The sequence below is a fragment of the Sphingobacterium yanglingense genome (assembly GCF_004363245.1).
GTDB lineage: Bacteria > Bacteroidota > Bacteroidia > Sphingobacteriales > Sphingobacteriaceae > Sphingobacterium > Sphingobacterium yanglingense.
Window position 1 is genome coordinate 1 of the sequence record NZ_SNYV01000003.1, and the last position, 20,905, is coordinate 20,905.

Below are 20,905 nucleotides of genomic sequence, written 5' to 3' on the forward strand. Positions count from 1 at the left end.
TCACCCCTTACAGAATCGAAAGTCCACTGTACGGGGATTTATTGACGTACAATAACACATCATGCAACAGAACCTTAATTATCAATTTCTAAAAGCTGTTTTGGCAAAGCATAAAACACCCAACGATGAGCTGCTAACAGCTATTCTCGACCAAAGCCGAGTCAAAAGCTACGAAGCAAAAGAAATCCTGCTACGTGCAGGCGAGATCCATACCAAGATTGTACTCGTGCAAGAAGGCAAAGCCGTGGCATTAGAAAAAGTAGATAGAACAAAACACCTGGATTGGATCTGGAGTCCGACCGATGTCATCATCCATGCGAGCAGCTCGCTAGAGGAACGGGGCAGCGATGTGGATATTGTATTTCCGATAGCCAGTACCACACTAGAGATCGACCTGATCGACCTATTTCGGATACGGGAGCAATTTACCGAACTCAACTACTATTTCAACCAATTCCTCGCCCAAAAGAACAATAAACTAAGAAAGCATATACGTTGGGTCAAGCGCACCGATGCCAAAGAAAGAATAGCACAGTTTAGGGACGAACACAAGGAGATTTATTACATTATCACGGACGAACTAAAAGCTGGCTACCTGAATATGAGTTTACGCTGGTTTCAGAAGAATAAGTAACTAGAATCTCTCCTCATCCCTATAGCGGGTATAGTTATTAAAATTCTGTTTGGTCCATTTCGTGAGGTGATAGCCCTTGCATACCTTACAGTAGTAGACACGCCTTTGCGCCTGCTTGCCCTGGCGGTGCTTGACCCGCCGCCCATCAATCTTATTGCGCACCAAGGCAGACCACTTATGCTTGAGCATCGTCCAGTGTGCCTCCAACTTATTAGGAAACGAAACCTTGCCCGTACCCCTACACTTTTTAAACTTAGGTCTGGCCTTTTCATCCATAATCAAAACATTTCAAAGTGTTTACTACCGAGCCTTAGTCAGCTCATCTTTAGATAATTTCTGTCTGGTCTATATCTTCTAAGATAGCCAGCAGAAGATACTAAAACAACAAAACACTACTCATTTACAATTATTTACGAATTAATTCACAAGAATTCGGCATAATACACGTACATAACGACTTAATGCATCCACTTTGCGAATTAAAGCAGGTAACAAAGGGAGTCTTCATATATACCTTAGCCTTATGATACATCAAAATGAAAAAAATGCCTTTGACCTCCGGGAGAAGTTCGCGGTATTCACGGGCTGCTTGGTCTCTAAGCCTGTAGCAGGTAGATTGACCGAATAAGGAACCTAGTCTTTATAAAAGGCAACAAGTAATTAACATAATAATAAACTGTGCTTTTTTTTACCGTGTTTTTTTTCCGTCTGTGTGAAATAAAAACCTGAAAAATGAAAATCATACAATTTATCAAAAAAAACTTTTTTGCTGTTGCATTAACAGCAACATTAACGGGCTTTGGCATGTATGCCATTGCAAATGGTTTAAAGTCTGACGTTCAGGCAGAGTATTGGTTCCTTATGGATGCGACCGGAACTACTCCTTTGACAGGTGAAGTAAACGAAGTCGACCTACCTTGTCCTGATAATAATGCTGAACCAAATTGTGCTAGAAAATACCTAGCCTCGCAAACAACAGGCTCAGGAGCATCGCGTACAGTTATTCCTTCAGAGATCAACAAACACAAAGATTTCCGTACGAGAGAATAACAAAGGGGGGGCGAAAGATCGCCTCCCTTCCTTTTATTAACGGGGATTCTGTGGGATCCCCGTCATTTGGATTATGCTAGGTGGGATTGGGAATATGTATTTTAAACTATTTGGTTCCAACACATATACCTTTCCCAAAACTGTCTTAGAAAGTATCTTCTCTGTTTCTTTTTCCATATTCAAACGCTTCAAATCATACCAACGTATACCGTTAAGCAAAAGTTCCTTACGGCGTTCAGACAATACATAGCTCAACGCTTCAGACTGCGACATTCCTTCAGGTGGTCGATACCCCTCTATACGAGATTCCAACAGTTTACTTAATGTATTAAGCCCCTGCTCAACTTGGTTCATTCTTACTTCACATTCAGCCTTTATCAGAAAACACTCAGACAACTTAATCCCCACAAATGGATAAAGTGACCCATCGTAACTTCCCTTATAATTAGCTTCATCTCCTGAGCGATTAAAAAAAAGCTGACGACGATAATCATTGACTGTATATGAACGGAATAATTCAGGATCTGTTTTAAAGCGAGAAGACGAAAAAATGTAAGATGTATTTGCTATCGCATGAAAAAGCACCTCCGATCCAAAGCGTTTAAACGGGTAACTACCATTGGTCACTTCACCAAAATCCACTAATGAATAATGGGGACTAGACAGCGCTAAATCCGCATATTTTACAGCATCTTTCCATTGCCTCATAGTAAGGTACATCCTCGCTATGAGAGTATGAATGGCAGCTTTAGCCGGTCGTGTTTTTACAGCATCATGATCATCCACCAACTCTGCAGCTTCCAATAGATCCGCTAAGATTTTCTTATAATTCTCCTCTACAGAGATCCGTATCGTCTTTGCGTTGATATCGGTCTGGAGTTTCATTGGTACCCCCATATCTGTGGCAGACTTATCTTTATCAAACTGCGGAGCAAACATTAGCGCCTGTCTCCAATGCTGCCAGGCCCTAAAGAATAGCGCTTGTCCTTTAAGACGTTTATATAAGAGTGGATCTTCAGCGGAGGGTAACTTGGACAATCCTTCCAAAACTTTATTTGCCTGAAAAATGATCCGGTATGCGACAGACCAATTGGCATCTAACAATTTTGTCTCATATATTTGATCCTGCCATATGTACGCATTTTTGAAGTCCGGATAATTGCCCATCGAATTCCAAACCTGATCTGTCAAATAGCCATCGTCGGCCTGCATCTCGTCTACCATAGGTATAGACCGGTTCATTAGGTCTGTATAATCCAGCAGGGCCTGCATATCTGCAAGCGTCTCTGGAACAACTAGTTTTTTGTCCGGTTTAACGTCCAAAAAATCTCCTGTACAGGATAGAGCCAAAAAACACAAGATCATCCCAAAAATATAATATTGTTTAATCATAACTGTATCTTTAAAATTTAATATCCAAGCCTAAGACATAATTACGCATAGCGGAATAATCGGACAACACATACTCCGGATCTATATCCAATTTATTGGCGGTCCATATCAGACCCACATTATCTACATAGCCAAAAACCGTTATTCCCTTGAATACCTGTCTCATTTTTCCGGAAAAGGTATAACTGAAACGAACATCTTTCAGGCGGATATGGTCTGCTCTCTTAAGGAGTACATCTGCATATTGGTATACAAAATCCCGCATAGGGGTTACCGAATGGTCAGGTCTGGAAGGTATATCGGTATGCTGCTCATCTCCTTCCTTTTGCCATCTGTCCAAATAATCCAAATGCCCTCTACCTCTTGAAAAAAGATCTGAGTAGTTGATTGTGGGCTGCCTAAACCAATGCCCAAATTTATAGTTCAAACCTATACTTATCTGAAAATCATTATAGCTTAGTTCTGTAAGAATCGATCCAAAATGACGGGGCAGTGTCGCTCCTCCGTATTTAATATCCTCCTTGACCAGTTTAGTATAGAAATTACCATAATCTTTCCAGGGCTGACCGTCCAAAAGGACTATAGGATCCCCATCTTTAGGGTCTAGGCCACTCCATGGCAGTACATATTGTGAAAATCTGGCCCGTCCTTCCATGGGAGCAGGAAATGCAGAAAAATAGGAAGACAAGTGGTTCTCAAAATCATATTTTACGATTCTATCGGTATTAAAGCTATAGTTAAACACCGTTGTCCATCCCATCTTGCTCCAATTTTTCCTATAATTTAGATTCATATCTACCCCATGGCTTTTCATTCTGGCATTATTACCGACAAATTCATCACGTCCACCCACAGAAAACCCAGCAGTAGGATCCAGAGGCGTTTCTCCAATCAGATCTTTTGCATCTTTCCAATAAAAATCCACACTACCTGACAGGAGATTGTCCTTACTTCTAAAATCTAAGCCCAGATTGACCGTACTTATTTTCTCCCATCTCAAATCTGCATTCGGAGGCGTGAGTAATTGTATATACGACTGGTTGGTTAAACTAGATATACTATAATATCCCGTACTATAAGCGGTCAATGAACGGTTTACATTTCCACTCAATCCATAGGTCGTACGGATCTTTACATAGGGTAATTGCTTCAGATCATACCAGGGCTCATTGCTTAGATTCCAGCTTAGTCCCGAAGACCATAGTGGAACACCTTTTTGATTGGTACGGACTCCAAAAATATTCGAGGCATCTTTACGTGCACTTAATGACAGCATATAGCGATTTTTCCAGTCGTAGCCCACGTTTCCATAGTAGGATACAAAACGGTCTATCTTTCCCTCCAAAATTGCTGTATTCGGTATATTACCGTCATATTGCTGTGGATTCATCTTATAATAACCCTGATAATCAACAGGTACAAAAGTCAATAGCTGATCATTATAGCCGTAAAGGCGGCTTCCATGAGCATCATTTAGCCCATTTCTCCATTCAGCCCCCAATACCCCAGCCAGGTTATGTACCTCCCATTGCCTATTAAGCAATACCTGCCCTCTTCCTGAGTGGGTCATTCTCACTTGTCGCCGCTGGTCAAGTATCCCTCCCAATGGCACAGGATAAACAAATCGGGCACCATCTCTCTGTGCGAACCGATTGATCAGATCTCGTGTGACGTAAAGCTGTTGATCCTGTATACTTGTATTATCGAGCGATTGTCGATCATACTGATACTGTATTTCCATATCGAGCCCTTTGGTCAAGGCATAGCGAAGTACATTATTGATACGTATATCATCATTCTCGGCCGTATTATTCTGGTTTTTCAAATCCTCCAAGGGATAGAATGTCCAATCGGGATAACCTTCAAGCGCCCGCTGATGTATATAGTGCTGTCGGTAATCCTTCCATAGCGTCAAGGGATTTCCTTCCTCATCTTGCAGCCGCTGATAAGGTGGCGCAATCGCCATTCCTCCATATAGGTTCTGTACGACATAACTATCATACGTATTCTTGGCATTGACATAAGAAAAAGTATTGTGATAAGTCAATTTTGGTATTATGTTAAACTGACTAGATAGCGATAGGTTTACACGCTTATCACCCATGTAATGTATTTCCGAACGATTCTTGTCAAATCCTGCGGAAAATGAATATGCTAGGCGATCGCTACCCGAACGAATATTTAAGGCAGATTGAAGCTCACCACGCTGCCTATAAACATAGCGTGACAGTTCATTTCTGAAATCCAACTGTTTCAAAAAGTTCAATTGAGACTCTAACTCTTCCGCTGTTATAGTGTTTTCCCGTTCGCCGATCAACAGCTCGACTACGGGAGACAGCACTGGATAGGTAAGATCACGCTCTTTATCGGTATAATACCCTTTATCAAAAAGATAGCGTTCCACTTCGATATATGGTTCCGAAGGCAAATAACTTTTGTTAGCCCTTAAATTGGGCTTATCAGTTATGCTGTAGTAACTTTTAAAATCTACCGATGCCTGCTGACCTATCCGAGCCTGCTTGGTCTTCAGTACCACCACCCCATTTCCGGCCCTTGCTCCCCAGATTGATGCAGCGGCGGCATCTTTAAGGATAGTCACAGATTCAATATCATTGGGATTGATTTGCTTTAGATCACCCTCATATGGAAAATTATCCAATATGATGAGCGGACGATCCTCAGAGTTGATTGTACTCTGCCCCCGCACATAAAATGGTGATGACCCCGTCGGTCGTTTATCAAACAATAGCCCAGTAGCCCGATCCTCAAGACGACTCATTATATCTGCGCTGCTACGCCGCTCCAAAGACTTATTATCAACCAATACGAAAGACCCCGTCTGCCTCTCTTTTGTCAGTCCCTGGTAACCAGTAAAAACCTGTACCTCTTCAATAAACTGTCGATAGGCCGTAAGTGTGAAAGACAATAAGGTGTCTGTATTAATGACAAATACTTCGGTACGGTACCCTACCTTTGATATCCTTATTGAGTCGACCTCGGCCGGGAGGCTAAATTGTCCATGGCTATCCGTCCTTATATTTATTCTATTTGGGTAGACCAACAGGCTAGCACCGCCCAATGGTATTCCCTGTTCATCTCTGACTGCCCCTATACGCATAGATTGGGCTTGTATGTGCTGTACCAAAGTAAGCAGCATACATACGACAATTATAACATATCTCATTAAATATCTCCTTTCGTTGTTTTGATTTCGGATAACACCAACATTTCGATTTCACGATCCTCCTTAACCAGTTCAAATCCGTTCTTTTCTAGATGTTTACGCTGTTTTTCAAAATCCTCTCTCTTTGTAAAAAGCTGTATATCTATCCGTTCAGTGATATCAGTCTCATCCACGATTGGCAACGGCAACATGCTAAAATGACGCTTCATTGCGGAAACAAAGGAAGGAAGCGGATAAGCACGCATATCAATCACTCCATCGTGTACTTCCGCCTGTTGCTGTGCACCTGTGGAGGCATAAGGAATAGCACTTCCATTCAGGCGCAGTACCCAACATGGGCGCTTTATTTTTGCAACCTCTCCCCTGATCCCATACCACGCACCGAAAAAGCGGTTAAGATCAGCCAACATAAGTTCGGGAGCCTGCTCCTGCATACTTGGAGGCAATAACAGTTCGTAGGAGAAAAAATGCTTCCGATCTTCCGGATAAAAGGCGCTCAATGTCTTGAGGCTATCGATAAGATTAGATTGTATCAACTGCCTGTTCGTAGCAGTAAGATCTGGATTTATTAATTCGGAAAAGCGTAAATACATGAGATACGCCGACATGTTGGACAGTGTTATTTTATTACCATGCTCTCCCCCTATCCGCAGACTATTGTCATAAATTCCATCCAAATACCTAGTAAATAACGAATGATAAATCATATCTGCAGCATTACCGCCATTATCAGATACAAGTAGCGGCTTGCTAATTTCAAAATCGCCATTGTATGCCTTCTCTGGCAGTTCAGTAATACGGCCGTCCAGTACGTCCTTTACAATATCTTTAGTCACATATACATATTCCGTAATGGCAAATACTTTCCCGTCTTTGATCCATATTTCTTGCGGAGCGCTATAGGTAGGAAATAACTTCAGAAAGATATTAGCCCCCACGATGGTCTCCCAGGTGTCGCCTTCCCTGCCGGCCATAAATCGCTCTACATCCGATTTAGCTTGCGGAGTCAAAAAGAGAGGTACCATCTTTCCATCCATCGCCTCTGCTACGGCCCTGACATGACGCATCTCCCGGATACATACCGCACAAGAAGTCGACCATACATCGATAATGATAAGGGGTGTATCTCTATAGTCAGCAAGACGTATACGCTTTGCCCCATCTTTATGGTAGAGCACCTCTAGAGGCAGGTTCCACAGCTCCTCGGGTACCACCTCCCCGACCCTTATTCTCTTCTGTAGTGCATAAGGCAAAGAGGTCTTTTGCTGTTCATCCCCAGTATTAATGCCAACCTGATTCACAGTCACCCCATCGGCAGCCGAGCGTACCTCACCACGGAGTATACGCTCAGTTTGCCGTTGAGTACCCGCCTCCCAACCGACGGGCATTTGATCCCCGAAGTTAATCCGGGGGACAGCCCGATGCAGAGGCTGCGCAAAAGCGCTAGCCCCTAGCAAACCGGACACACTAAACAACACACAGAATATTATTATAACACGCGCCACGTCACTGCGCCCCGTTTCGTCATTGCGATTCACACTCCGCTCGTCATTGCGAGGATCCGCCAGTAGGCGGAGACGAAGCAATCTGTCTTTTGGGCGACTAGAAAGGTCTTTGTCACTCTGGCCAACGGCCATACCTCTCCCACCCCTAAAAAAATGTCTCATTTTTAAGTTAATTAGGTGTGACCTAATAGCTATGATCGTCACCCTGAGCGAAACGTAGTGGAGTCGAACGGGTCTACAATCATGCAACCATAAGACAGGCCACACGTTTTAATAAAAAATCAATTAATCCCTAAAATAGAGGCGGTTCCTTTGGAAGGTAATTATTGGAATCTCATCGGTTTATAATTGGAACATCCTCTTCATAGATCTCCTTACTATAAGGCAATCCATTCTTCCTCCTTATTCAGGTGGACAGAAAATGTTTTTGTACTGTTGTCTTTTTGTTTTCATCACTCACTCATTAATTTATAAAGTGAGTCTCAGGGAATGGAAACTATAGCAGGTTCCTATCCACCGTTCCACAGGGCTCTCACCCCCCACAAGACGGATTTACGATAGGAACCCGAAAGCTATAGATTGCACTAAAGTACAATAAAAAACTTATCGGGCATTATCCTATCGTCTCGCCTGTGGTTTTTTGTGAGAGTTTGTGGACGAGACTCTTCTAGTCTAATGCAAGACATTTAAGCTATAAATAGCTCAAAGTCAACAACACAAATTTAATAAAATAAATTATAAAAACGAATTTACTTGCGGATTTATAATTCATTTCAAAGATTCCTTTGTTGTTATGAAAGCATATAATGCAAAAATAACCAAAACTAACATTCTTAATTACTTCAATAAGAGCGGGCTAACGATAGAAGTGTTTGCTAATTTACTTGGGGTATCAAAAAGATGGTTGGAATATCTCATTTCTAAAAATGAAGATTATGAATTTGATCCAAATGTAGTTCAGAAGGCTTGTGATTTTTTCAATACAGATTATGGGAAATTCACCACAAGTATACAAAAGGTACCTTCTGACCTCCGTGATTTGCTTCAGAAAAAACACACTAGAAATCCAGAGTATAATAAAATCTTATCAGATGCACCTTCAGTTCAATACATAATAGAAAATATGGTATTGAAAGACGATGAGTTCGCTAATGCAGAGAGTGTAGAGTTAAAGACTATAAAACGAATAATCCGCAAACACTATAAAGAACTTAAATTAACCAATCTATCAAAGGATCTACAAAATTCTAAGTTCATAAAACACTGGCCACATCCAACAAAGAAGAATACAAATTTATACGGCAAGAAATAATACCTCTCTCGATGCAACACTCTCAAAAATGTCCGTATCGAGGCATTCAATTAGATATCATTTCTCATGCTTTACTAAATCTATAAACATAGACATATCCAGCTTTTCTTCATCAGTACTATCTTTCGTAAAGAAACCATGGTAAATGGGATAAAATATTCCAGTTCCATTATATAACCGAATAATCTCATTATCACCATTACCCTTGTCTAAAGCTATTATAATCTCAGTAGAAACGCTTGGCTGATAATCAGTTGTTTCGGTAAAAACATTTCTCCCTGAGTTCCAAAACGTTTGTTTATAGGTCCGTCTGTTATTTTCAACAACGATATCAACTTTTACAAAGACCAATTCTTCAATGGGAATGTCAACATACATATAAGGTTGAGAATACTGTGGAACACTATCATGTTCGACAAGCTCCCCCTCATCCAAATCAAAATAATCATCAAATGATATAGTATCACGATGTATTATTTTGTCTAACTTAGTCATATATTCTATTATTACCATAACTATCTTAAAAAGTCGTTGGATTTTGTGCACTGATGGCTTTTAAGATGATTGCAATTCGTCGTAGATCATACATTATCGCATCATCAGAATTAATAAGCCTTTCTATCTCTCTAAGATCATCTGACAATTGCCCCAAAGTAATACTTCTTGGTTCTTCATATGGATTATACACCTCTTCGTCTGAAATATCCCAATAATAATCATTGGTAATTTGTATTTCATCTCCTTTATTTTCTTTCAATTTTGAGAGTAAATCGGATGTAATCTTTTGAATTTCACTAATACTTATTTTCATATTATTCCCCTTGCTCGCGCTACAATACTTGTGGTGTCCGTAACTATTACCTTGGTCACTTATCTCTTAAGTCAACCTAAGATACAGATATATTAAATAGAAAGAGCAGCATTATTCTGAGGAAAATGCTCTAAAATGACCGCAACGATAAAAGCTTGTATGGAAGAGAGCTAGTTAAAAACCTAACTAAAAAACACTAAAGATGGTTCCCTTTGCTATTACATCATTACATTGGAATTCTTTAGTTTTGGATGTAGCTAGCTAGGGTAAGATTACAAATCCAGTACAGATTGGGCTTGTTAACATCTAATTATCTATTCGATAAACAACTGGGTCTTTATCAAATCCGTTATAAAAAACGTGTAATCTACCACAATTCGGACATTGCGCAACTATTTTCATGTCGTTATACAATTCCTCGGCTTTTATTTCTACATCAAAATATTTCTCAAAAGAAACATCTGATATCATCAGATATTGATTGGAACTCGGTATTTCACTCAAGCTAATCACATAATTACAAATACATCTTACTTTTGGCATAACAATAATTATTTCGGCATTATAATAATATTTTTAATATTAGCAGCTCCTGCGCCTTGGACTCTTTGTAAAAGATTATTCAACTGATTACTCCCTTCGCTGGCGCCACAATGCTTGTGGTGATTTCTACCTACTTTTCTTCTAGCCAATTTCTTCCTAAGCTAGTCTAAGATACAGATATATTAAATAAAAAGAGCGGTGCTACTCTTAGGAAGATGTTCTACAATGACCGCGTCGATAAAAGCCAGGGTCAAGACTGGGTGACTAAAAATGCGACAAAAAATACCGAAGCAGGCTTCCTTTCCTATAACACCATTACGGAGCATGGCGAATATTCTATTAAGCTAGAAAAATAAAACGAAGCTCGAAGTATGTTCGAGCTTCGTTTTTATAAGATTTTTGACATACTCTTTTTTTCTCTTGTTTAGTTAAAGTCATAAAAGAGAAGAAAGAGCCCAAATATTATAACACATATCAAAGTTGAAATAATTCTAACTTTACTAACAGAAAGCATCTCGCTATAATCCTTTCGCTTTTTATCATTCCGTAAAAAGAAAATCATATAAATTATCGAGCCTATCACCATAATAATTCCCGAAATCAATCGAAAAAGTGAAACATCTTTCATTTTTGTATCTTTTTTTTCTTTCCTGTATTCCTATATCATAAAGTAAAGTTCCCTGTCTTTGAGGTCTTCCTCTACTCCTTTAGCAGCGACTTAAAAATAAATAGGCTTATCACGAAAAAACACCCCTGAATAAGTGTAATGGAAAAAAAACTGGCCGAACCAAAAAACACCAATGCAAGACTAATAAAATTTATAGGCAGAGTAATTATTAATAAAAACAAATGCAGATACTGAATTATTCCTAAAAAAAAGCCCTCGGCGACAAAGGTTTTTCCATATAATGCTAGAATTAAAGTAATATATGCAACAATATGATAGCTATAAAAATAATTAATTTTAGTTTGTTTATTCATCGTTGAAATTTTGGTAGCATTAAAGCTGACTTAAAAGTGTAGGCTTACTTTAAAATATAGATTTCCCCACTTTAGAACACCTCTAACTCCTCTCTTAATATAACATATAATACTCGTAATTAATTCTCTTATTATCTATTCTCGCATTAACATAATTTTTAAGTTTTCGATCTAGAAGCGATGAAACACTGAATTCACGACCATCCCCCATCTTGAAAATTATATTATAATAATCGGGATTAATTAGAAAAGGAATATTAGATCTTGTCAGTTTAACATGACCATGATAAAAAACCACTTCAGCTTCTATCAAATTAATTTGCTCACCTCCGTTTAAAACCAAAAAAATCTCTTTATCAGAGAGCAGTACTTTCTTTGTGCTATCGGCGATCTGATATTTAAAATGTAGATAAAAGGTCGGCAGCATTATTATTGCAGCTCCGTAATAAAAATAGACGGAGAGGTCTAACAAAAAGACTATACTTAAATAAATGGCAACTCTTATTATCGTAAATGACAATAGAATTAAATCTTTTGATATGGAGGCTTTAATTTCTTTCATCATTTAATTTCTTATCTATATTGACTTCCAATCGAGTGAATTATTTGACTTTTAACTTGACTCATCCCTTTATTAAGATAATCTACAGAAGACTCTATTCCATCAAAAAGATTAGAAGTTGCCATCTTTCCTAAAAAACCAGCAACAGGATTAAATCTCCCCAGGTATAATCCTACTCCATTGGATGTAACGTTCCTGATATTCCTAAAGGATATCTTTCTTTACCAATCTCCGCTCACGCCTCTAGAGAGGTGTAACATAAAACTGAGAAACAATCAGAGCACAACTTCCCGATATGATATCCTTTGCTGGTGTCACAATACTTGTGGTGCCATAAACTCCTACTCGCGCGAGCGTCCTCACTATTAAATTGAAAAATAAAGAGCCAGTAGTTGGTCTAAATCCTCTTCCAGACTCGGAATAAACATGACACTTCCATTTGGACTTATGATTAATTTGGTAGGATAACCATAGATCTCAAATATATCTTCAAATCTTCCATCAGAAACAATAACAGGAAAATTACACTTTTTTTCAGCCATAAAGCGTTCAACTTTCTCTGGACTATCTTTGCAAGCTACTGTTAAAAGTTTAAGTTTGTCATTACCTTTCAGCCGCTCATACAAACCGTTTATTTGAGGTATCTCTTCTAAACACGGTCCACACCATGTGCCCCAAAAATCCACAAGAATAAATTTGCCGTCATTAGAGAAATGCCTTCCAAAAAGATCTGACAGTATAGTTTTATCGATTCTCTTGCTTCCTTTTATTGACATCAATTGCTCCGTCCAAAAGTTCTGAAAATCTTTATTATAATTTTCTTTATAGAATTTCTCCAAAGAATTTTTCCATTCAACCGGATTAAGTACGCTTAGGCTTACCAATAAATTTAAATAATCGTCTTTTTTCCCAGGATACTTATCTAGAAATGCTAATCTTCTTTTGTGAAGTATTTCGAAATCGTCCTCTGCAAAGCACCGCAAATATGTATTTATAACTGTATAATAAACTGTATTATTTAAAGATTTGGTATTCGGAGTTATACCCATGGTAGCCTTTGTCCAATACGCTCTAGCGTTTTCAATTTTACCTTGATTTCCGTAACGATCGGCCTGGATACCATATAGATGTGAAAGAAGAAAATTATACAGTGTTTTATTCTGAGTATCCAAATTTGTTGTAGTAATAAACTTTTCTGTAGACTTTATACCTTTTGTCAACAAATCCCCTATTAATTGGTCATCACCTCTTTCTTTGTAGTCATTGACTATTGCAGCTATATAAAAGGGGAAGTAATCATAAAGCCCGAATTCTCCCTGATCTACATACAAGGTATAATTTTTGATCTTGTTATTTAAATCTTCCTTATTAAATTTGGAAGTATACAAATCAAAAAACACATTCATCGAATAAAAGTCTTTCGCCAAACCATCAATATTACTTTTTGAAAGTTTATTAATGCTTTCAAATATATTTTTGAAACCAGTCAATATAGAGGTATGGTATTCATTCTCAGAAAATGTGACTCCTTTATCACTAGAACGCGTCAAAGCCGACTGGAACCCATGATAAGTAGTAAATGGAATCGAATTACCATATTGTTCAAGTATTAATTTTGGAGGCAATCCTAAATCGGACATGTTCTTAGCATACTTTTGCGCGTACAACAAAACACTATCTGGTTCAGTCATAATTAAAATTCGAACCTTGTTAAGGTTTGCATTTTCTTCATAATAAATAGAGTCTTGTTGTTTGGCACTCCATTCTTGACACACACCAATTTTAAAAAATCCAATCAGAGACAAAATAAGGAACAAACAACTCTTGTTATAAAAAACTGAAAACATATGAAGTATCTTAATTAAGGTTAGTAAAACAAGTCTTTTACTAAAAACGCCAAAATGCGTTATAAATATAAAATGCAAATATATTAGAAATATCCATATTTGATAACTTTACCGCCTCCCTTTGCTGGCGTCACAATTCTTGTGGTGCCATAAACTCATGCACTAACAATGAAAGCAAAAAAGCTGTTCCAAAATAAATTTAGAACAGCTCCTCAATAATTATCTTCCAGAATTTATTTTAACTTTTCTATCTCTTCAACAGTCAATCCAAGAATTTCCGAGATCATCTTGACCTCAAATCCGTTTTTCAACATCTTAATAGCAGATTCAACAGCTTTTTTACGCTCTCCTTCAGCTAAACCTTCAGCTCGCCCCTCAGCCTTACCTTTTGCATGGCCAGAGCGTAGCGCAGAATTAAAAACGCTTTCTGCATCGCGTCTTTGTTTTAAACTTGCTTCATATGACATCAGATCCTCCTCTTTTAATTTGCCTATCTCTCCTATAGCAAAGATACGCTCAAATATTCGTTTGTCCAAAAAAGTCGGTATTTTATCCATGGTACTCAGATGCTTAAGAAGGTAAAGCCATTGATCCATTATAGTCTCCAATTCTTCTGGTTGTTTATTAAAAACAGGGAGAGCGACCATCTTATAGCCTAGTTTGTCGTAAAAAACCTCATGGGTATGCTTATCGCATAAGGCAACATCATAAAAGTAGGGGCGATCTGTCTTTCGGGACAGTGCAACATTCGAGCCTCCATTCATATCGAATTCTAGAATACCGACAAAATATACTTCCGGCAAATGATAATCATTGCCTTTCTTTCCTTTTGCTAGCTGTTTATTAATCAACCGTCTCGCCATCGTGCTCCATTGTCTTGTACTTCAGATCGGCTATGACCTTCTCCCCTTCAAAGAGACTGTTGAGAAATTCAATCAAAAGTATCTTATTTTCTTCCCGTCCAAAATAAAACTTCATCCCAAAACCGAAGGCGACAATAGTCGACTGAGTTCATGAGTACTACTGAAAACAAACTCTTACGAATAATCGGTTCGTGGATCGACATACTTACCGAGATGCTTACTTGATTTAGCCATAACGTTTAATAATTGGTTACTAGACAAATACACGAATACAAAACTAAAATAATTAGCATTCAAAAGTTCGATTTTAAAGACCTTACTTCTCTCCTCTCAACACTTTAATCACCTCTCCATTGTACATCAGCGTATATCTAGCCTTGATAGCATTAACCTCTGCTAGTTATAATCTAATAACTCTCGCGTATTAACAATCAAAGAAAGGAGCATCGTCCGAAGCTATAGGTCTTAGTTCAATAACTCCAAGTTTTGAAGAGATATTAAACTTGTTCATCTTTCTAAATTGAATTGCTATATAATCTCTACTTAAATTACGTTTCATTACTCAAAAGAGGTTGTCCCTCATCATGATTTAATTTTATCGGACAATTCCTAATAGATCATTAAAAGATCAAAGTCTACCGAGGCAGTTGCCCCTCAATTAGCTTAAATACTTGGCTTGATTACTTCTAAATATTTTGTATATTTAAGTCAGTTATAAACTTACTAAGCGGACATTAGCCCTTGCAAAAGCAGGTAGACGCAAACAACTATCTTGTATTCGTACTATCCAATATGCAGAATAAACTCCGCTGGTTTTTCAAGAATCAAATATATCAGAGCTCAGAAAAATATGTTAGGATATTATAAAAAAGACATAGAAAAAACAGAGGTAAATAATACTAAACCTGAGATTGCTAGAAGCATTTTTAGAAGAATAACACTATTTTACATTTGTGGACTTTGGCTCCTTTTATCCTGTATAAAAACAACGAAGTTAGATATAGGTACGGTACACATAGTTGCTGGCACTTCTAAATTAACAGGAAAAATCATCACTCCTAATAGGCAAAACAAGAATAGTATCATGGTAAGTATTACTGTTTTACATCCCATTTCGGGGGAGAATATCAAATATGAGATTCCAGTTAATCAGTCAGGAGAGTTCGCTATAGAAGTAGATATTGAGACAGATACTACTTATGTAGGGCTACAAACGAGTCTTGAACCCTACAAAGCCCTTATGGTCAGATTAGTGGACAGCTCTGTAACGAATATTGATATAGCCTACGACGGAGGCAACAAGATTAAATACATAGAAGTCTTGCCCGCTATGAATCTGATAGATATGACTCAGAGCACAGAGGTATTGCGAAAAATGATAGAGTACACACCAGATACATTGGGATGGGTATATCCACAGCTCTTTGATAAAAACATAGATGAGTTTTTGAAGTATGTTGCAAAATCTGCTCCTAAAAGATTGGAACTTTTTTTAGACAGCAATGATATGTTTTCCAAAGAGTTTAAAGGAATTATAGCTAAAGACTTGCGTTTATTTATATACACTCCTGATATCTTCGATTATGAAGATATGATGAAACGTAATTATAGTAACTCAACGGGCGACACCATCGGAAATCCGGAAATCCAAAAGATTGACAGATCCTATTTTCGCTTTTTGAAAGATTTCAATCTCAACGACCCACAATACCTTCAAACATTCATGTTTTCTGAGTTTCAGCTTGAATTACTCCGGAATAGCATTTTAGACCTGCCAGAGATCGGAGAAAGCGACATCCCCTCTTGGTTGGCAGGCGTAAAAGCAATTTTAGCTGATTTGGTAGGATTTGACGACGGCCAATATTATGACATTTTAACGGCTAATGCTTATGCCCGACAACTCAACGAACAGGTAAAGCCACTTAGCGAAAAACAAAAAGAGCATATAACCCATTATTGGAAAAATGGAGAAATCGCAAAAATACTATTTCGGAAAAATCAACAGGTTGTGGAACTGGAAAAAGTAAAATCGCCTGTTGTCATAAATGACATCAAGTCTATACAGAAAGACAAGGTAATCGAGACTATTATTTCCAAATATAAAGGTAAGGTCATATTTATTGACCTTTGGGCAACATGGTGTGCTCCATGTCTAGATGGGATCAAACAATTCGGACGTGCAAAGAGAGATTTGAAGGGGAAGGATGTTGTATTTGTATATATAACCAATACCTCTTCTCCACTAAAACTATGGGAAGAAAAAATAAAAGGAATAGGTGATGAACACTATTATCTTACAGGTGAACAATGGGAATACATGATGGAATATTTCGGATTCGAATATATTCCGTCCTATCTGTTATATAATAAAGAAGGTATACTTATAAACAAATTCACAAGTTTTCCCGGAAATGCAGCAATAAAAGATATGATTAATGACTTGTTATAATATGAAAGAGCTTAAGAGTGAAACTGTCTGCGTGACTAGTCTATTAACCTTTTCTAAGGTGTCTTTCGTAATATGTGTTAGCATATAATCCGCATCATTGCCGCAAACAACATATGCGCAGTCTATAAAAAATTAAAGGAGAGATTATAGACAAACAACGCTCAATAAAGCATTATGTGTATCATATAGATGATAACTCTAAAACCATCCCGAATCTACTTCAGGATGGCTTTCAATATTATCATGAGGTCTGTTAAGCTCCTCGTCAGTGATGCTCTAATCTATAAATAGGTCGATTGTGCTTCAAAAAAGAAGGATAACCCAATGCAAGAAAAATCCTAAAACTTAAATACCTCTTTTAGCTTGGCATCCAAATCAGCATCTGTACCTGCTCCGCTGGCATAGCGCCCAATGATTACGCCATCGGGACCGACTAGGATCTTGCTTGGCAAGGTATGAATGCCATAGGCTTCGGATTTGTCTTCCGACTTGTCATAGCGGCCATTTTCCATTTTCTTGAGACCACGCAGCACGTGTTTCCAGACGCCTATTTTGTCCTGCTCTACGGCTTTGTGCCAGGCCGCATGATTGCTGTCATCATCGGATACGCCGATAATCTCAAAGCCTTTCTTTTTGTACTTGCTGTAGAGTTGTAGCAAGTGTGGATTACCCTTGCGGCAAGGCACGCACCAGCTAGCCCAAAAGTCAATCAATACATATTGTCCTCTATAGTCCGACAGCTTCAGTAGCTTTCCATTGATATCCGGTCCCGAGAAATCGGCAGCTATTCCACCCGGAGATCCTCCTTGTAGATTCTTGATTTCGTTCTTCAGTTCCTGTCCTGCGGCAGAATTCCGAATCTCATCGTTCATTTTACCATAAAAACCTTGAAGTTCTTCGAGGCTCAGGCTACTGAAATAGCCCCGCAGACGATTCGCTGTGATGATGGAGTTGGGGTGTTTGCGCATATAAGCCAGGTTTTTCTCCTGCATCGCTTTATAATAAGGAGCCATGTCCGCGCGCAATTGCTCACACTCTTCCAGTTTGGCATTTAATACTGCCTCGTCGGCTCCCTCTTTTTTAAGCTTGCCATAGGCCATACTTTTCTTATTGTATTCCTCGCTTATCGGTTTTAACAGATTAAGCTCTTCTGCGGTCAGGCTATTGAACAATACATTTTCATCCTGAACCTTCGAACCTGTTATGTTGAAAGCCTTCGGTTGGCCAGTATCTCCCGTGAGGCTGATAATGCCGGGCTCAACATAGAAACTCAAATAGCTGTCAAAGGATTGTGGAGCGCCTTCCTTATCTTTGGTATAATAGGCCCTCACCTCGACCGGCGATGCAATTTTGCCAATGTAGCTAAAGACTCCGTTAAAAATGCGGACGCTGTCCTTGACGGTCTTTCCATCGGCACCTTCATACTGGATATGGAATGCCCTAGCCTGCCCAGTATTCGCTACCTTACCTGTAAGTACAAAGGTGTTTTTATCTAGCTGCGGAGTGCCCAGTAATTCCTCTAGTTTTTCCTGGAGCTTGTCCCCTCTTAAATTTTTGGCAATAATGGTTCCATTCGGATCGAGCAATAGGTTGGACGGGATAGACTTGATGTCATACAACACACCCACCTCATTTTTCCAGCCTTTCAGATCAGACACCTGTGTCCATTGCAGATTATCGGCATGTATTGCTTCCATCCAGCGGCTGTGTTGTCCGGGATTATCAAAAGATATGCCCAGTACCGTAAAGTTTTTGTTTTTGAATTGCTGATAGGCTGTTACGACGTGTGGATTTTCAACACGGCAAGGTACACACCAGCTGGCCCAAAAATCGATAAGTACGTACTTACCTTTGAAATCACTCAGGGAAATTAGCTTGCCCGAGGTGTCTGCCTGCGCGAAGGGCAGGGCAGTACGGCCTATCCCAGTCAGCTTTTCCGTCTTGATACTGTGCTCGATGTTTTTAACCGGTATATTGTTTTTGGCCTGTGGACTTACCTGTTGCAGCAATTCATCTACGCTGGCTAGATTATTGCGATCGCGCAAACTGAAGAACATAGGGTAGGCTATGCCGGGACTTTTTTTGTGCTTCAACACAAAAACCCGGTCCAACTCCTTTTGTTCAGCATTTTTAGCATCTATAGCGGTGCGTAATTCGGTTAGCTTGTCAGTTTTTTTGCTGGCTTGGGCCTCCTCGTATTGCTTGTACAGTGCATCGAGACCTGTCGCCTTGGGACGATTCTGAAACTGATTGTAATAATCGGCGAGCTTACCGCCAGCGAATTTCGCTTCTTTAATCTGGGCTGTTTTGCTATTGATCGTTAGTTTACCTTTTTCCAAATAGAGGAATGCTCCATTCATCTGGCCGGACGCATCTCGCTTGCCGACTTGTAGGATATAAAAATCGCCTTCCCCTTCGGGAATGTTCAGCTCAAATTTGAAACCCTTGTCGGTCTGCTGTACCGAATCCTTTTGCCGATTAGTCAGTCCCGACAGGTAGATCCATTCGTCTTTTGGTAAGCCATCGAGTTTACCACTGATTTGGGTATTCGGTTGTTGCGCAAATGCCTGTCCCGCTAGGGTGAAGACGGCTAAGGATAATGTAATTAGCTGTTTTTTCATGAGAATTTTCTTTTAATTCTTTTTTAGCTTACTGAGCTTCTCCTTGTACCCTTCCACAGTATAGTCAAATACCCGGCCATTATATTGATCATCCTTTAGTTCTTCCTGCCCTTTGGCAACGGCCTGCTCCAATGTAGAAATAGCACTATTAATATCTCCTATTTTAACATAGCCATCCGCTACTTTGTCTAGAATCATGGAATTTGCGCTAGGGCTACTTTTTAACCAGTCAATAGCCCTTTGATAACTACTTTTGTCAAGACCATTCTGTTCCAATACCATCATGGCTAAGCTGGTTTTGAAACCTGGAGATTCTTTTAGCATTTCATCTGCATATGCAAATGCTTCCTTCGCAGACTTTTTTGTTAGCAATGTTTCAAACATTCTCGATTGCAAAGCTCCTTTTAGATAAGGGACTTCTTTCGCTCCATCTTCAATCGCTTGTGCTAGCTTTTCGAAATCAGCCGCATCGGCGGCATCTTTGACCGCCTTGAAGATCCTTTCCATCTGTTCATTCTGCTTATTTGAAGCCTGCTGTCTTTTTGCGTAAATACCTTTAAACCCTTCTAAGTCCCATGTCCCATTTACGAGACTATCTAAAGGCCCATCCAGCTTAATTGGGTGACCAATCCATTGTATGACGCCATCTTTTATGACAATAGTCGATGGTATTCCCTTCTGCCCTGCGGCCAACAGCCATTTGTTGCCCATATGCTGTGCATTATTATCTACAATAACATTATAAGCCATGCGGTCCCCACTGGCATTTACAAATTTTTCGACTGCTGGTATAGCGGATTCATACGGTTGATCTTTGTTTTTCTCCCAGACATTCACACCTACTATTTTTGCCTTACCTTCGTACTTCTTAGCCAGTTCAGACAGATGTGGCATAGCCGCAATACATGGACCGCACCAGGTAGCCCAGAATTCAAAAACATAGACCATATTCTTGTCATCCATCGTGAAAGGAGTGCCTTTGATCCATTTGGAGTACTGTAACTCCGGGGCCTTATCACCGACCGTCAATACTGCTGCATTACCCGTTTGTGCAAAAACCTGGGATAGCTGCGCTATCCCAAGGATTAATACTGTTAATATTGATTTTAAATTCATATCATTTGATTTTAAATTACCCTATATGAGTTCGT

General features: G+C 39.1%; 15 protein-coding genes and 1 pseudogene. 4 read left to right on the plus strand and 12 right to left on the minus strand.

Annotation, left to right across the window (positions count from 1 at the left end):
* The first annotated feature begins 61 nt into the window (after positions 1 to 61).
* Positions 62 to 634 carry a Crp/Fnr family transcriptional regulator gene (locus tag CLV99_RS01095; RefSeq protein ID WP_133582648.1) on the plus strand — a complete coding sequence of 191 codons (573 nt, stop codon included), beginning with the start codon at positions 62 to 64 and terminating at the stop codon, positions 632 to 634.
* Here the strand turns inward: CLV99_RS01095 and CLV99_RS01100 are convergent, their stop codons facing one another.
* Complete coding sequence (locus CLV99_RS01100; protein ID WP_133582649.1) at positions 635 to 910, minus strand: hypothetical protein; 276 nt, start codon at positions 908 to 910, stop codon at positions 635 to 637. It abuts the gene before it with no gap.
* A gap of 456 nt (positions 911 to 1,366) precedes the next feature.
* On the opposite strand from CLV99_RS01100, the gene CLV99_RS01105 reads away from it, so the two are divergent.
* Entirely contained in the window at positions 1,367 to 1,684 is a 318-nt protein-coding gene (locus CLV99_RS01105; protein WP_133582650.1) for a hypothetical protein, read from the plus strand.
* 36 nt (positions 1,685 to 1,720) lie between these two features.
* On the opposite strand, the gene CLV99_RS01110 is transcribed toward CLV99_RS01105, so the two are convergent.
* From CLV99_RS01110 to CLV99_RS01120, 3 genes are read right to left on the minus strand one after another with little or no spacing between them, the layout of a single operon-like run.
* Entirely contained in the window at positions 1,721 to 3,076 is a 1,356-nt protein-coding gene (locus CLV99_RS01110; protein WP_133582651.1) for a RagB/SusD family nutrient uptake outer membrane protein, read from the minus strand.
* Positions 3,077 to 3,086: 10 nt separating this feature from the next.
* Complete coding sequence (locus CLV99_RS01115) at positions 3,087 to 6,260, minus strand: SusC/RagA family TonB-linked outer membrane protein (protein ID WP_133582652.1); 3,174 nt, start codon at positions 6,258 to 6,260, stop codon at positions 3,087 to 3,089.
* On the minus strand, positions 6,260 to 7,927 hold the full coding sequence (locus tag CLV99_RS01120) for a TlpA family protein disulfide reductase (RefSeq protein ID WP_133582653.1): 1,668 nt from the start codon (positions 7,925 to 7,927) through the stop codon (positions 6,260 to 6,262). The genes CLV99_RS01115 and CLV99_RS01120 overlap by 1 nt, the downstream gene beginning before the upstream one ends.
* Positions 7,928 to 8,558: 631 nt before the next feature.
* On the opposite strand from CLV99_RS01120, the gene CLV99_RS01125 reads away from it, so the two are divergent.
* Positions 8,559 to 9,077 carry a hypothetical protein gene (locus CLV99_RS01125; protein ID WP_133582654.1) on the plus strand — a complete coding sequence of 173 codons (519 nt, stop codon included), beginning with the start codon at positions 8,559 to 8,561 and terminating at the stop codon, positions 9,075 to 9,077.
* A 57-nt stretch (positions 9,078 to 9,134) separates the two neighbouring features.
* Here CLV99_RS01125 and CLV99_RS01130 read toward each other — a convergent pair whose 3' ends face one another.
* From CLV99_RS01130 to CLV99_RS23440, 6 genes and pseudogenes are all read right to left on the minus strand, one after another.
* Positions 9,135 to 9,572, minus strand: coding sequence for a hypothetical protein (locus CLV99_RS01130; protein WP_133582655.1), 438 nt, complete (start codon positions 9,570 to 9,572; stop codon positions 9,135 to 9,137).
* Positions 9,573 to 9,597: 25 nt separating this feature from the next.
* Positions 9,598 to 9,888, minus strand: coding sequence for a hypothetical protein (locus CLV99_RS01135; RefSeq protein ID WP_133582656.1), 291 nt, complete (start codon positions 9,886 to 9,888; stop codon positions 9,598 to 9,600).
* Positions 9,889 to 11,506: 1,618 nt separating this feature from the next.
* A complete protein-coding gene (locus CLV99_RS01145) occupies positions 11,507 to 11,977 on the minus strand; it encodes a hypothetical protein (RefSeq protein WP_133582658.1) in 471 nt (156 codons plus the stop codon).
* 362 nt (positions 11,978 to 12,339) lie between these two features.
* On the minus strand, positions 12,340 to 13,821 hold the full coding sequence (locus CLV99_RS01150) for a TlpA family protein disulfide reductase (protein WP_133582659.1): 1,482 nt from the start codon (positions 13,819 to 13,821) through the stop codon (positions 12,340 to 12,342).
* Positions 13,822 to 14,054: 233 nt separating this feature from the next.
* Positions 14,055 to 14,799: pseudogene (locus CLV99_RS01155) on the minus strand (PD-(D/E)XK nuclease family transposase).
* 309 nt (positions 14,800 to 15,108) lie between these two features.
* Positions 15,109 to 15,243 (minus strand): hypothetical protein, encoded by a 135-nt coding sequence (locus CLV99_RS23440; protein WP_262708264.1) that lies wholly within the window; start codon positions 15,241 to 15,243, stop codon positions 15,109 to 15,111.
* A gap of 291 nt (positions 15,244 to 15,534) precedes the next feature.
* On the opposite strand from CLV99_RS23440, the gene CLV99_RS01165 reads away from it, so the two are divergent.
* Entirely contained in the window at positions 15,535 to 17,133 is a 1,599-nt protein-coding gene (locus tag CLV99_RS01165) for a TlpA family protein disulfide reductase (RefSeq protein WP_133582662.1), read from the plus strand.
* A gap of 338 nt (positions 17,134 to 17,471) precedes the next feature.
* Here CLV99_RS01165 and CLV99_RS01170 read toward each other — a convergent pair whose 3' ends face one another.
* Complete coding sequence (locus CLV99_RS01170) at positions 17,472 to 19,754, minus strand: redoxin domain-containing protein (protein ID WP_133582663.1); 2,283 nt, start codon at positions 19,752 to 19,754, stop codon at positions 17,472 to 17,474.
* A gap of 12 nt (positions 19,755 to 19,766) precedes the next feature.
* Positions 19,767 to 20,870 (minus strand): TlpA family protein disulfide reductase, encoded by a 1,104-nt coding sequence (locus CLV99_RS01175; RefSeq protein WP_133582664.1) that lies wholly within the window; start codon positions 20,868 to 20,870, stop codon positions 19,767 to 19,769.
* Positions 20,871 to 20,905 lie beyond the last annotated feature (35 nt).